This is a genomic window from Pseudoalteromonas sp. NCCP-2140 (assembly GCF_023708065.1).
Lineage (GTDB): Bacteria > Pseudomonadota > Gammaproteobacteria > Enterobacterales > Alteromonadaceae > Pseudoalteromonas.
This window is the reverse complement of sequence record NZ_BRCZ01000004.1, coordinates 462940-475102: the sequence shown is the minus strand read 5'-3', so window position 1 is coordinate 475102 and position 12163 is coordinate 462940. Positions and strand designations below refer to the sequence as shown.

Annotated in this window: 13 protein-coding genes; 7 read left to right on the top strand and 6 right to left on the bottom strand. The window is 41.6% G+C overall.

The genetic code is table 11. The annotated features are described in order from the left end of the window. Positions 1-153: 153 nt before the first annotated feature. On the bottom strand, positions 154-1164 hold the full coding sequence (gene adhP, locus NFU46_RS11260; RefSeq protein ID WP_251601876.1) for an alcohol dehydrogenase AdhP: 1011 nt from the start codon (positions 1162-1164) through the stop codon (positions 154-156). Between the two features lie 250 nt (positions 1165-1414). Between adhP and NFU46_RS11255 the strand changes: the two genes are divergently transcribed. Both NFU46_RS11255 and NFU46_RS11250 read left to right on the top strand, forming a co-directional pair. After that, positions 1415-1972: a GbsR/MarR family transcriptional regulator gene (locus NFU46_RS11255; RefSeq protein ID WP_251601874.1), complete on the top strand. Its 558-nt coding sequence runs from the start codon at positions 1415-1417 to the stop codon at positions 1970-1972. Positions 1973-2247: 275 nt separating this feature from the next. Then, positions 2248-2661: a hypothetical protein gene (locus NFU46_RS11250; protein ID WP_251601873.1), complete on the top strand. Its 414-nt coding sequence runs from the start codon at positions 2248-2250 to the stop codon at positions 2659-2661. 214 nt (positions 2662-2875) lie between these two features. Here NFU46_RS11250 and NFU46_RS11245 read toward each other — a convergent pair whose 3' ends face one another. Next, positions 2876-3901 (bottom strand): lytic transglycosylase domain-containing protein, encoded by a 1026-nt coding sequence (locus tag NFU46_RS11245; RefSeq protein ID WP_251601871.1) that lies wholly within the window; start codon positions 3899-3901, stop codon positions 2876-2878. Further along, complete coding sequence (locus NFU46_RS11240) at positions 3894-4175, bottom strand: YcgL domain-containing protein (protein WP_054552050.1); 282 nt, start codon at positions 4173-4175, stop codon at positions 3894-3896. Before NFU46_RS11240 ends, NFU46_RS11245 begins: the two co-directional genes overlap by 8 nt. Before the next feature lie 156 nt (positions 4176-4331). Between NFU46_RS11240 and minC the strand changes: the two genes are divergently transcribed. The 3 genes from minC to minE are packed head-to-tail and all read left to right on the top strand — an operon-like array spanning position 4332 to position 6116. Further along, positions 4332-5036, top strand: coding sequence for a septum site-determining protein MinC (gene minC / locus NFU46_RS11235; RefSeq protein ID WP_054552049.1), 705 nt, complete (start codon positions 4332-4334; stop codon positions 5034-5036). A gap of 5 nt (positions 5037-5041) precedes the next feature. Beyond that, the gene (minD, locus tag NFU46_RS11230) at positions 5042-5851 is read left to right on the top strand and encodes a septum site-determining protein MinD (RefSeq protein ID WP_054552048.1); all 810 of its coding nucleotides are present in this window, start codon (positions 5042-5044) and stop codon (positions 5849-5851) included. Between the two features lies 1 nt (position 5852). Beyond that, positions 5853-6116 carry a cell division topological specificity factor MinE gene (gene minE, locus NFU46_RS11225; protein WP_054552047.1) on the top strand — a complete coding sequence of 88 codons (264 nt, stop codon included), beginning with the start codon at positions 5853-5855 and terminating at the stop codon, positions 6114-6116. Between the two features lie 38 nt (positions 6117-6154). On the opposite strand, the gene NFU46_RS11220 is transcribed toward minE, so the two are convergent. Further along, positions 6155-6571 carry a GNAT family N-acetyltransferase gene (locus NFU46_RS11220; protein ID WP_251601869.1) on the bottom strand — a complete coding sequence of 139 codons (417 nt, stop codon included), beginning with the start codon at positions 6569-6571 and terminating at the stop codon, positions 6155-6157. Positions 6572-6644: 73 nt separating this feature from the next. Next, positions 6645-9434 (bottom strand): TonB-dependent receptor, encoded by a 2790-nt coding sequence (locus NFU46_RS11215; RefSeq protein ID WP_251601867.1) that lies wholly within the window; start codon positions 9432-9434, stop codon positions 6645-6647. A 389-nt stretch (positions 9435-9823) separates the two neighbouring features. On the opposite strand from NFU46_RS11215, the gene NFU46_RS11210 reads away from it, so the two are divergent. Together NFU46_RS11210 and NFU46_RS11205 are read left to right on the top strand one after the other, a co-directional pair. After that, complete coding sequence (locus NFU46_RS11210) at positions 9824-10552, top strand: copper homeostasis protein CutC (RefSeq protein WP_251601865.1); 729 nt, start codon at positions 9824-9826, stop codon at positions 10550-10552. Between the two features lie 2 nt (positions 10553-10554). Continuing rightward, the gene (locus NFU46_RS11205; RefSeq protein WP_251601863.1) at positions 10555-11415 is read left to right on the top strand and encodes a BadF/BadG/BcrA/BcrD ATPase family protein; all 861 of its coding nucleotides are present in this window, start codon (positions 10555-10557) and stop codon (positions 11413-11415) included. Here the strand turns inward: NFU46_RS11205 and NFU46_RS11200 are convergent. Beyond that, positions 11412-12137 (bottom strand): AraC family transcriptional regulator, encoded by a 726-nt coding sequence (locus tag NFU46_RS11200; RefSeq protein WP_063707435.1) that lies wholly within the window; start codon positions 12135-12137, stop codon positions 11412-11414. The two genes, NFU46_RS11205 and NFU46_RS11200, sit on opposite strands and share 4 nt — an antisense overlap. Between the last annotated feature and the right edge of the window lie 26 nt (positions 12138-12163).

Below are 12163 nucleotides of genomic sequence, written 5' to 3'. Positions count from 1 at the left end.
AATGACCGCTGTTCGATCAAAGCCGCCCTAAGAGCATTTAAATTAACTCGTTTTGGGGCAATAACGAGTTACATTTCCCTACTTTTACAAATATAACAACTGCCAGCTTCGATTGAATCACTCAACAAACCTGACAGCGTTAACTGACTCAGCTTAAAGCGTCATCACAATTCGGCCTGTGATATCGCCTTTTAACATGTCGTCAAATATATCGTTGATATCTTCGAGGCGTTTTTCTTCAATAATGGCTTTAACTTTACCTTTTGCTGCAAAGTCTAGGCATTCTTGTAAGTCTTTACGCGTACCAACGATAGAGCCTACAACAGATAGCCCATTTAATACGGTATCGAAAATTGGCAACGGCATATCTTCGGGTGGTAAACCTACAAGCACGCATTTACCGCCACGGCGCACGCTTTTATAGGCTTGCTCAAAACCGGGTTTTGAAACAGCAGTACACACAACACCATGTGCGCCGCCTACTTGTTCAAAAATGGTTTCTGAAGGCACTTGCTTCATAAAGTCTATGGTGATGTCTGCGCCAAGCTCTTTGGCCAGTGCCAATTTGCTCTCGCCGGTATCAACGGCAATTACATTAAAGCCCATTGCTTTTGCGTACTGCACTGCTAAATGGCCTAGGCCGCCAACACCAACAATTGCCACCCAATCACCTGCTTTGGCATCGGTGACTTTAAGCGCTTTATAAGTTGTAACCCCCGCACAGAATAGTGGTGCGGCTTCAGAAAAACCTAATCCTTCAGGAATTTTAACCACGTAATCGCCATGAGCTACACAGTATTCCGCATAACCTCCATCAACTGAATACCCAGTGTTGTGCTGCTCAAGGCATAAGGTTTCTTTGCCTTCTAAACAAAACTCGCAATGACCACATGCACTATATAACCAAGGAACACCGACACGGTCTCCTACTGATAAGTGTTTAATGTTTGCGCCTACTTTTTCGATAGTACCTACCCCTTCATGGCCCGGCACTAATGGCATTTTAGGTTTTACTGGCCAATCTCCATGACAAGCATGTAAATCTGTGTGACACACGCCACATGCGGCAATTTTAACTAGCACATCGTTAATTCCCACCTCTGGGCATGGGATATCTTCGATAGTTAATTTACCTTTGTACTCTTTATTTACTGCAGCTTTCATAACCTTCCTCCATGGTATTATTGGATTTCAGCCTATACGATAAACTTATTAACTGTCACTATTATTGATCCACATCAAATAGCTAACCACTGCGGCATTTAATTAAACTATTATTTAAATTCAATAACTTAAATTTAAAATATGGCGTATCTACACTTTAGTAGTAGCAGATTGCATAGTGGCTATTTCTTTTAGTTATACCCCGAGCGTGCTAGCATTTAATTTCTGAAATTTTTGAATACTAAAAATTATGAGCCTATCTGAAAAAAACTTAGCTTTTGTTATGCACTGCGGTGAAATGGGTAGCCGTTGGGGCTTTAACCGCACCATTGGTCAAATGTGTGGACTATTAACCATTACTAAAGAGCCAATGACCGCCAATGAAATTGCCGATACTTTAAGTATCTCGCGCGGAAACGTAAGTATGGGCATTAAAGAGCTACAGTCTTGGCGCTTAATTAAAGTGCACCATATTCCGGGTGATCGTAAAGAATACTACGGCCCTGCTGGAAGCATTTGGGATATGGCCAACCGCGTATTCGAAGAGCGTAAAAAACGCGAAATAGACCCAACCCTTAGCCTGCTTCGCGATAACATTTTAGAAGAAGCCCACAATGATGATGAACGCTTTGCTCAGCAGCAAATGCAAGAAATTCACGACCTACTCGAAACCGTAACTAAATGGTCTGCAGAGCTACAACGCTTAAGCCCTGAACAACTTCAAAGCCTAATGAAACTGGGTTCTGGCATTGGCAAAGCACTTGATTTTAAAGATAAGATTTTGAAAAAGCCGGGGAAAGGGGAATAAGTTAGCGAGTTACAAGGGGAAAGTTAGCAAGTTACAAGAGTAAAGTTTGTAGGAGGCGTTTCAACGCCGAACATGTAGCAGCGATTTTATATCGCGTCCCAGAGCCTAAACCCTAGAGCCTAATGTTTTCTATCGTAGGCGTGAAACTTGTTTCGCGCGCTCTCTTGTAGGTCGTGCTTTAGCGCGTTTTGAACGGGTAATCATAACTAAACTTGCCTTTGCTATACTAATGACTAAACGTTTATTTACGTTCTGACTTAAATGGATCTTAGGCTATGTATAAACAGACAGAAATAAATTACTCGTTAATTATTATTTTATTAGTAATTAGTGCCTTTATAATTTTCTCGCCTGAACTGGCTGGCCTTAAAATAATTATATTATCGATAAACCTGCTTGTTACTTTGCTGTTCTTTTCACTAACAATAGTAATCGATGAACAAAAGCTTCGTTGGTATTTTGGGTTTGGGATTATTAGCAAAGATGTTGAATTATTTCAGATTGCACAGACCTCAGCTTACAAAACAAAGTGGTATCAAGGAATTGGCATTCGTATGCTAAATGATGGCTGGTTATACAATGCATCAGTTGGACAAGCCATTAAAATAACTTTAACTGACGGAAAAAACATATACCTTGGCTGTAAAGACGTTGATGCACTGCAACAAGCACTCAAAGTTAAGGTTTAAAAATTGTATCGAGAGGAAAGTTACAAGAGTAAAGTTAGCAAGTATATTTTAATAATTTTGTATTTTTCCTCTTGAGCGCAGCGCCACTTGAACTCTTTGTGAGTAATTCACTTAGAGATCTTTTGCAGTAGTAATAAAAAAGCGCGAGATAAACTCGCGCTTTCTGCAAATCCCCTAGTGCCTAGCACCTAGTTACCTAGGCTCTAGTATCTAATCACTTAATCGCTGGGTAACCGATGCGATCTGATAAGTAACCAACACTGGTTGCAAAGTAATACGAGCGATTCCAGTGCATAAGTGCTTTGTAGTTATCGTAGGCTAGGTACATACGACCGTTTACGTCATCTGGCATTACCATTGCGGCTGTAACATCAACGTTAGGTAAGTCACTGCCATCCATTTTACGAACACCGATTGCTTGCCAATCAGCAAGGCTGCGCTCTGACTCTTTCCAATACTCTAACCATTGGCTGCGTGTTCTAGTGCCACGCTTAAGAATATTTGAGTTATCAAAGCCTTCAGGTAATTTAACTTGGCGACCCCAGGTTAAATCATCGTTCCAACCTGCTTGCTTTAAGTAATTAGCAATTGACGCAAAGGCATCTTCTTCTGTGGTCCAAATGTCTTTGCGGCCATCACCGTTGTAATCTACAGCGTAAGCGTTAAATGAGGTTGGCATAAACTGCGTTTGCCCCATTGCACCAGCCCATGAGCCTTTGAACTTATCAAGGGTAATGTGACCCTCTTTTAAGATATCAAGTGCTGCCCAAAGTTGGTTTTTGTACATGGTTTCGCGGCGACCATCAAAAGCAAGCGTAACTAATGATGCAATGACACTGTGACCACCTTGGATTTTACCAAAGTTACTTTCAAGGCCCCAAAGTGCAACAATAAAACGCGCTTGTACGCCGTATTCTTTGGCTACTTTTTCAAGAACGTCTTGGTTTTCTTTGTATAACTTACGCGCGCGGTCAATTTTCCATTGCGGCACACGTTTTGGTAAATAAGTTTCGAGGGTTTCTTTTACTTCTGGCTGATTTTTATCTGCTGAAATAACTTTCTTTTTGAATTTAGCTGTTGCAAGTGCTTGATCAACTAGGGCTTCATCATAGCCTTTTTCAAGTGCTTCTTTTTTTAATGCTGCAACGTAAACGTCAAAATCAGCTTGTGTCTTTTGTTCTGCCAATACTGAAGTACTTAGTGAAGCACTGAGTAAAATGACGGCAAGTTTTTTAATCACTCTCAACTCCCTTGTCTTTTTTAAATTGGGTTAACAGATTTTCTTCCGGCGGAGGTAATTGCAAGTAGAACCCTTGGTCAATTAACGCTTGCTTAACCGCGTCTAAGTCTGCCACACCTAACTTTTCACGGCTTGCTAGATTAATCATCATCACGTACTTAGGTTGACCAAACGTTTCTAGTAAAGGTTCAGGTACGCGTGAGAAATCATCTCTTTTTTCTACAAAAAGGTATGTATCCGCTTTTTTAATACTTTTATACACCGCAGTTAGCATTATGGCCCTATAATATCTTGCTTAACGAAGGCGCACACTATAACATGAGTGATATAATAAGTTAGAAAAAATAGATTAGATTTTTACTGTATATGCCTTGTTCAGCCTGTGTTTATACTTAAATAATGCTAATCCAGACAATTCAATTGAGCGTGTATGTCGGAACAAATTTTTGAATTAAAAGGGAACCTTTTTACGTTATCTGTTTTACATTTATTTTCAGCAGATACAGCCCTTTTAAGTAAGCAGTTAGATGAGAAAATCGCCCAAGCACCTAAGTTTTTTGCCGGTGCGCCTATCGTAATCAACTTAAGCGACGTACAAGATGAAGCGCTTGATTTCTCTTTCTTAAAATCAATGTTAAGCGGCCTTTCGTTAAACCCTGTTGGGGTTTGTAATGGCTCTCAAGAGCAAAACGAAAGCGCAAAAGCTGCGGGCCTGTCGGTGTTAAATTATTCACAAGACGTTAAGGGTGCAACCGCTAAACAACAAACAAATACATCTATCGTTGAAAAAACCGTTCACCTGCCTGCGCAAGTTATTCATGGCACTGTACGTTCGGGCCAGCAAGTGTATGCAAAAGACCGCGACCTGATCGTAATTGGTGCTGTAAGTCATGGCGCCGAAGTGATTAGCGATGGCAACGTGCACATTTATGGCACTCTTCGTGGCCGTGCAATTGCAGGGGCTAAAGGTTACAACGAAGCAAATATATTTTGCCAAAAATTAGAAGCAGAACTTGTTTCGATTAATGGTAGTTATTGGATCAGCGACTCTCTACAGGGTGAACACTGGGGCAGCGCAGTACAAATCCAACAAAAAAATGATTCATTAGAAATTTCAGCTTTGGTTAAAGGATAAATCTCATGGCAAAAGTGATTGTCGTTACTTCTGGTAAAGGTGGTGTTGGTAAAACCACATCGAGTGCTGCGATTGGCACAGGTTTAGCGCTTAAAGGCTTTAAAACCGTTATTATCGACTTTGATATTGGTCTACGTAATCTTGACCTTATCATGGGTTGTGAACGCCGTGTTGTTTATGATTTCGTAAACGTAATCAATGGCGAAGCTAACTTAAATCAAGCACTTATTAAAGATAAGCGCGTTGATAAGCTACATATTTTACCTGCCTCACAAACCCGTGATAAAGACGCCCTAACCCGTGACGGTGTTGAGCGCGTACTAAACGAGCTGAAAAAAGATTTTGATTACATTGTGTGTGATTCTCCAGCGGGTATCGAAGCTGGTGCAATGATGGCAATGTACTTCGCTGATGAAGCGATTGTAACAACGAACCCAGAAGTATCATCAGTACGTGACTCTGACCGTATTCTTGGCATTTTACACAGCAAATCAAAACGTGCTGAAGAAGGCCTTGAAAGCGTAAAAGAACATCTACTATTAACTCGCTATAATCCTGAGCGTGTTGAAAAAGGCGAAATGCTTTCGGTAGAAGACGTACAAGAAATCTTAGCGATTAAACTACTGGGCGTTATTCCTGAATCACAAGCTGTACTGAGTGCATCAAACTCTGGTCAACCGGTTATCCTTGATGGTGAATCGGATGCAGGCCAAGCATACACAGATGCAATCAATCGTTTATTAGGCGAAACTGTTGATTTTCGTTTCTTAGACGTAGAGAAAAAAGGCTTATTTAAACGGATTTTTGGAGGTTAATGTGTCTTTACTTGACTACTTCCGCTCAGAAAAGAAAAGCAGTGCGTCATTAGCAAAAGAGCGATTGCAGATCATTGTCGCGCACGAACGTTCACAGCGTGGTACACCAGATTACCTACCACAGCTAAAACAAGACATCCTTGATGTTATTCGTAAATATGTGAATGTAAACACTGATGCAGTTCAGGTGCAGTTTGACCAAAACGAAGATGACTTAGCCGTACTTGAGCTAAACGTCACCTTACCTGACGAAGAAAAGAAATAGTCAAAATTGGGCGCTTAGTTTTTTAACAGCGCCCTTTTTTATTTCTGCCACTGCATATGAAACTCATAGTCGTCTTCGCCTAGAGTTTTAAACCCTGCCCGTTGATATAATCCATACGCTGGATTCGCTTTTAACACCGTTAAATTAATCTCTGCTGTTTGCGCTTTAAGTGCATCTAACACCTTAGTGCCTAACCCCTTGCCCTGCTCTTTAGGTGCAATTTGTAGCTGTAACAAACTGATAGCTTGGTCACTCACGATGAACTTGGCTGCGCCTACACATTGCCCGTCATTTAATACTAAATGACTGTGCTCAAAGTGCTCAGCCACTCTTGCTTGATGCTGTTCAAGTGATAAAAATAACCCCTGATTTTCTAAGTGCTCAACCATGGTATTTAATCTTAAGTCGAGCAAATAAGCTTTGTCTTGCTCCGTTGTTTTTAAAAATTCAATCATTATTGTCTTAAAAAAGAAAAAGGTACTTTAATAAAAGTACCTTTTTAGGTTGCAACAAACAACATCTCTTGGGTTAGAAATTATAATTTGCGCCTAAGTAAAAACGGCGGCCCGAGTATTGGTTATAGGTAAAGCGATTACTTTGTTTCCAATACCCTTCTTCTATTTCTTCCGTTAGGTTCACCACTGAGGCGGTAAACGAAAGATCCTCTGTTAAGTTATACGAGGCATTCACATCTAGCTGACCATAGTCTTTGGTATACAAGTTGTAGCCTTGGTGAATACCATTGGCACGGTCATCTTTCCAGTTGTAAGACGCACGAACACTAAAGTCGTCATTTTCAAAGTACACCGACACATTATATTGGTGCTTAGCGGTGCCTGGTATTTCGGCCTCTGTTTTTTGCCCGTCTGTCGAGACTTCGCTAGTGCTGGTATCTGTGTAGGTATAGTTAGTTAAAATACCAAAACCATTATCAAATGAGTGCTGGAAGAACAGCTCTAAACCTTCTGATTTTGCATCACCCCCACCCACTTTGGTGTTCATTTCAACTTCTATTGGGCCGTTACAACAATCGTGTTCTCGCTCTACAATTTCTACTGTCGAGATTGGTAAGTTAGAAATATCTTTAGAGAATAATGTCGCACCCAGTGCAGAACCATCGCCATAATACCATTCAATGCCTAAATCAAATTGGTCAGATAACATAGGTTCAAGGCCTGTGTTTACCGAGGTACCATTACCACGGCCTGTCCATGAATCTGGCGAGTTAATATTAACTGGAGGACCGTAAGACTCTGCTTGGCTTAAGTCTGAATAGCTCACTCTTGCCATGGTGCGTGCTGCGGCAAAGCGCACCACAAGATCTTCGGTTGCATCCCATGCAAGGTTAAAGCTTGGTAGTACTTCACTGCCATCGCTACTGCGCTCGTTTGGATCGGTATCGTCATCGTCTTGACCAATGACATCATCGTAGGTCAAGGTGCTAAGCTCTGTATTTACATAGCGCACACCGACATTACCGCGGAAATCTTGCCATTCAAAATCAGCTTGTGTGTAAACAGACCAAATTTTTTCTTCTAGGGCGTACGTGCCCGAAAGTGTTGGCACCACTGTTTGACTAAAGTTTTCTTTTAAGTAGTTATCAAGGGCTCCAAAATCAAACGCTAAAAAGTTAAATGCACCTGTATCACCTGCACTGTTATCAACTACATGGTCGCTTACCAATGTTGGTGCATCTGGGTGAAAATCTGGATTATGGAACCACTCAGTTCCTGGTAAATAACCGCGATAACCGCCGTTATCAGCGATACCGTCATCCCAACGAAAGTCATTACGAATGCCTTTAATTTCGTGGTCGCGGTATTTGGCACCTACATAGACACGGGTGAAAAAACTGCCATCAAGGTCAAATTTTACATCTGTTTGAATATAATCTTCTGAGTCTTCATTTTCTGATGAGTATGAGTCAAACCAATCGTAATATTGGTATGCCTCTTTATCGGTGGCTAAATCAGTCGACACTTCGTAGCTTGGTTTACCGTTTTCAATTGACCATAACCAGCTGTTTACTGAGCCTAAACGCGCATCTATATTGGCGTAGGTTTCTTTTGAAGTACCGCCTTCAGCTTCAGTATGACCTAGTTTTAATGTAATGCTGTAAGTATCGCCATAATAAGTGCCTTCAAAATCATAGGTGTTTGATTTTGACTCGCCAAAACGCTCACGCCCTGTTAACTGCGGCGATAACAAACCACGGCGAACAGCCACACCACCATTTACATCGGCATCACCCCAGTTATTATCATTAAGTAAACCATTATCGCCATTACCGTAGGCAACCACGGTATCGCCATCAAGTACAATACCGTAATACGGGTTGTGGTTATCATTCCACTCGGCAAAAGTAATACTTTGCCCTGTTTGGTCGTAGCCTAACTTGGCACCAAAATAGTTAAAGTTTAAATCAAGTCTGTCACTCGGTGCCCACTGCACAGCCACTTGATAACCATCGCGTGTACGGTCTTGGTTTGAGTTATTAACACTCATCGCACGCGGTGCCCACACATTGTTGTACACTTCGCCAGTGGCTTGGTCTACCAGCGCTGGACGCTCTGCCCCTTCAACGGTATCTGAGTGAAAACGCCAGTGTGATGCGTTGTTAGTGATGGTTGTTACAGTGCGATCTTGACGAGTAAAACCGGCCAATACACCAAAGTTTTCGTCGTCATTTTTCCACGAATACAGCACGTTGACTTGCGGCTTAGTGTCTTCAGACACATCATCGTAAGTCACCTCGGCACTTAACGCCCCTGAATTTGCTTCCATCTCAAGCGGTTTACGGGTGTGTAAAATAACCGTACCACCAATACCGCCTTCATCGATGCGTGCTTCTGCACTTTTGTACACTTCTACACTTTTGATCATGCTTGAAGGCAATAACGTGTAATTAAAACTACGGGTAGGAGTACCTGAACCTGATGAAGCGATATAGTTACCGTTTAATTGGGTGAGAGTCCAATCCGGTGACGTACCACGAATACTAACACGGCTACCTTCGCCACCGTCGCGGTCAATCAAAACGCCCGATACACGTTGCAATGAGTCAGCGACGTTTTTATCAGGAAACTTACCAATATCCTCTGCGGTGATTGCATCAACGGTAGCCGTTGAAAGTCGTTTTATTGCTAAGTTTTCTGCAGTTGAAGAACGAATACCACGTACTTCAATCACTTCTACATCATCATTTGCTTGCTCTGCTGCATAGCTTGTATTAATTGCAGCCAGTAGCGAAATTAAAATTGCATTACGCTTAAAATGCCTTCCTTGCCCTTTTGTTTTTATTGCAGTTTGCTTGCCCATGCCTATCTCCAATTGTGTGTTCTGTTTTTGTTTATGAGGCTTTAATTCTCAAAAAACGATTTATTGTTGTCGGTTTTTAAACTGATCATTGGTAGTTAACAGCTTGTTAAACTCAAACTCAGAATAGGGTGAGCGGTCAAAAAGTGATAATAAAAATTCGGTGAGAGATATGACAAAATCGGCGTTAGGAATATTTTATATTCATTTTTATATTTTCTTAATTATAGTTAAGCTCAGCGAATTCAAGTTAACTGGCTTAGCAAAGAAAACTTAAAATGTTATGTAATTTATTGATAATAAATAATAATTTAACATCTTGCGTATTTGTTGATGACTCACAAATTGAGTAACTAAAAAATAGGTGTAATAGATATGGTAAAAACACGCCCATGAATAATGGTAAATTTCTCGAAGTATGCCTAAACGAAGGGTGCTTAAAGCAGCTTGCTAACAACATTTCGGTGGCTAGTAACTTAGGCGCAAAGCGCTTTGAATTGTGCAGTAATTTACACCTAGGTGGCCTAACACCAAGTGTTAAAGCAATTGATTGCGCTGTAAAAAGCCTGACTAATAGCGCAGAGTTAGTGGTGATGATCCGTCCCGAAGCAGGCAACTTTATTGTTAGGAGTGAGTGTCACCAAGTTATGCAAAAACAAATAACAATGGTAGCGAATGCGGGGGCACATGGCGTGGTATTTGGTGCAGTAAAGCACGGCGAACTTGATTTTGAGGTGACCCGCTCTTTAGTTGCCACAGCCAAACAGCATGGCCTGATGGTGACCTTTCACCGTGCATTCGATACCCTTACAAACCCGTTATGCGCACTAGATAAACTGATTAGTTTAGGCGTTGTCCGAATCTTAACAGCAGGCACGCCATGGCAAAGCGGCCAAAGTGCTGTTGATGGTCTAAATCAGCTCAACACATACTTAGTGCACAGCGCTAATCAGATAGAAATTGTTATGGGTGGTGGCGTTACTTTAGAAAACGCGGCAACACTTTGGCAATTAATAAAAAACCATTCAGCCAATGCAGCTGTGCATGTACACTCATGCGTGCACAACGAAAATGGTGCAATTAATGCTGAGGCTATCAATAAGCTTCTTTCAAAGGATTAAGCATGGCAATGTATTTTTTAGGTATTGATGGCGGTGGCAGTAAGTGTAAAGTTCGTTTAGAAAACGAAAACGGCTCATTGCTTAGCGAAGCCATAAGTGGCTCTGCAAACGTGGCCACCAGCTGCCAACAAAGCCAAGAGTCAATACTGCACGCCACTGAACTTGCATTTCATGAAGCTGGGCTTGCCTTAAGCGAGCTGAAAAACACCTATGTGCATGCCGGACTTGCCGGTGCCAATATCGACTCAGCTTACCAAGCAATGACCAAATGGCAGCACCCTTTTGCCAAATTTACCCTGTCAACAGATATGCTGATTGCCTGTAAAGGCGCGCATCAACACCATGATGGTGCGGTGATTATTCTGGGCACAGGCTTTTGTGCGGGTTACCAACAGCAAAACCAATTTAGCGAATTAGGTGGCTACGGATTATTACTAAGCGATGGTGCCAGTGGTGGTTGGTTAGGTTTACAACTTTGCCGTAAAGCATTTGCAGTACTTGATGGTGTTGCGCAAAGTTCTGCTGCAATAAATACCCTACTCACCCAGCTTAATTGCGACTCAAGCCAAGCGTTAAGTCAGCGTTTAATATCAGCGCGCCCTGCAGAGCTTGCCAAATTTGCGCCGCTCGTTTTTAGCCATTCTGACGATGCTTTTTGTCAGCAATTAATCAATGAAGCGTGCGCATACATTAGCCGCTATATCACTTACTTTGAAAAACAAGGTATTGAAAACGTCACCTTGATGGGCGGTATTTCTAGTGCCATTACCCCTTACTTATCTGATACCAGTAAAGCGCATTTAACCCCCGCCCTTGCCAGTGCAGAGCAAGGGGCTATTTTAATTGCAAGAGCTGCAATTTAATTACCTAATTGCGAGCGCATTTGTGAGGGAATTTCACCAAACAAACGCCGAAATTGTTTACTGAAGTAACTCGGTTCAGAAAACCCACACTGGTAGGCCACTTGTGAAATGGGCAGTTGCGTTTCAATCAGTAGCTTGCGGGCATTTTCGAGACGCACTTCGTTAATAAATTGATTAGGTGTTTTTGCTAAATGCTTTTTAAAGCGGCGCTCTAAAGCACTTACCGACAAATGCGCAAGCTCTGCTAATTCATCAATGCTGATCTGACGATGGTAATGCTCGCGAATAAATTTTACCGGCTCTTCAATTGCCCTTACATGAGAAAGCGCTTTTGATGTTTTTTGTAAATGTCGGGTCACTCCGTAAGTGCCAATCACATTGCCATCGTGATCTTTTAAAGCATGCTTTGATGTAGAAAACCAACCAAGCTCACCTTGTTGGGTTTGGTTAAGCTCTAAACGGTCAGTCACTATGTAGCCTTCCATCACCCGTTTATCGTCATTGACGTACTGAAACGCAAGGTGCTTTGGTGAAAAATCGAAGTCTGTTTTTAGCAATATTTGCTCCAGTGTTTTATAACCCTGATGCTCAATAAAATGCTGATTACAATGCAAGATTCTACTATCTGTGTCTTTTACCCAAAAGAGGATATCTGGCAGTAAATCAAATGCAGCAATTAGCTGATTTACCCCAGCTTTTTTTATTATTTCTTGAATATCCATCGCTTAATTTTGTCTCAATAAAGAAC

Bases quoted from the DNA above. Each gene is read 5' to 3' on its own strand.
- minC (WP_054552049.1), top strand. From the start codon at position 4,332: ATGTCGGAACAAATTTTTGAATTAAAAGGGAACCTTTTTACGTTATCT.
- adhP (WP_251601876.1), bottom strand. From the start codon at position 1,164: ATGAAAGCTGCAGTAAATAAAGAGTACAAAGGTAAATTAACTATCGAA.
- NFU46_RS11210 (WP_251601865.1), top strand. From the start codon at position 9,824: ATGAATAATGGTAAATTTCTCGAAGTATGCCTAAACGAAGGGTGCTTA.
- NFU46_RS11200 (WP_063707435.1), bottom strand. From the start codon at position 12,137: ATGGATATTCAAGAAATAATAAAAAAAGCTGGGGTAAATCAGCTAATT.
- NFU46_RS11240 (WP_054552050.1), bottom strand. From the start codon at position 4,175: ATGCTAACTGCGGTGTATAAAAGTATTAAAAAAGCGGATACATACCTT.
- minD (WP_054552048.1), top strand. From the start codon at position 5,042: ATGGCAAAAGTGATTGTCGTTACTTCTGGTAAAGGTGGTGTTGGTAAA.
- NFU46_RS11205 (WP_251601863.1), top strand. From the start codon at position 10,555: ATGGCAATGTATTTTTTAGGTATTGATGGCGGTGGCAGTAAGTGTAAA.
- NFU46_RS11255 (WP_251601874.1), top strand. From the start codon at position 1,415: ATGAGCCTATCTGAAAAAAACTTAGCTTTTGTTATGCACTGCGGTGAA.
- NFU46_RS11220 (WP_251601869.1), bottom strand. From the start codon at position 6,571: ATGATTGAATTTTTAAAAACAACGGAGCAAGACAAAGCTTATTTGCTC.
- NFU46_RS11215 (WP_251601867.1), bottom strand. From the start codon at position 9,434: ATGGGCAAGCAAACTGCAATAAAAACAAAAGGGCAAGGAAGGCATTTT.
- NFU46_RS11250 (WP_251601873.1), top strand. From the start codon at position 2,248: ATGTATAAACAGACAGAAATAAATTACTCGTTAATTATTATTTTATTA.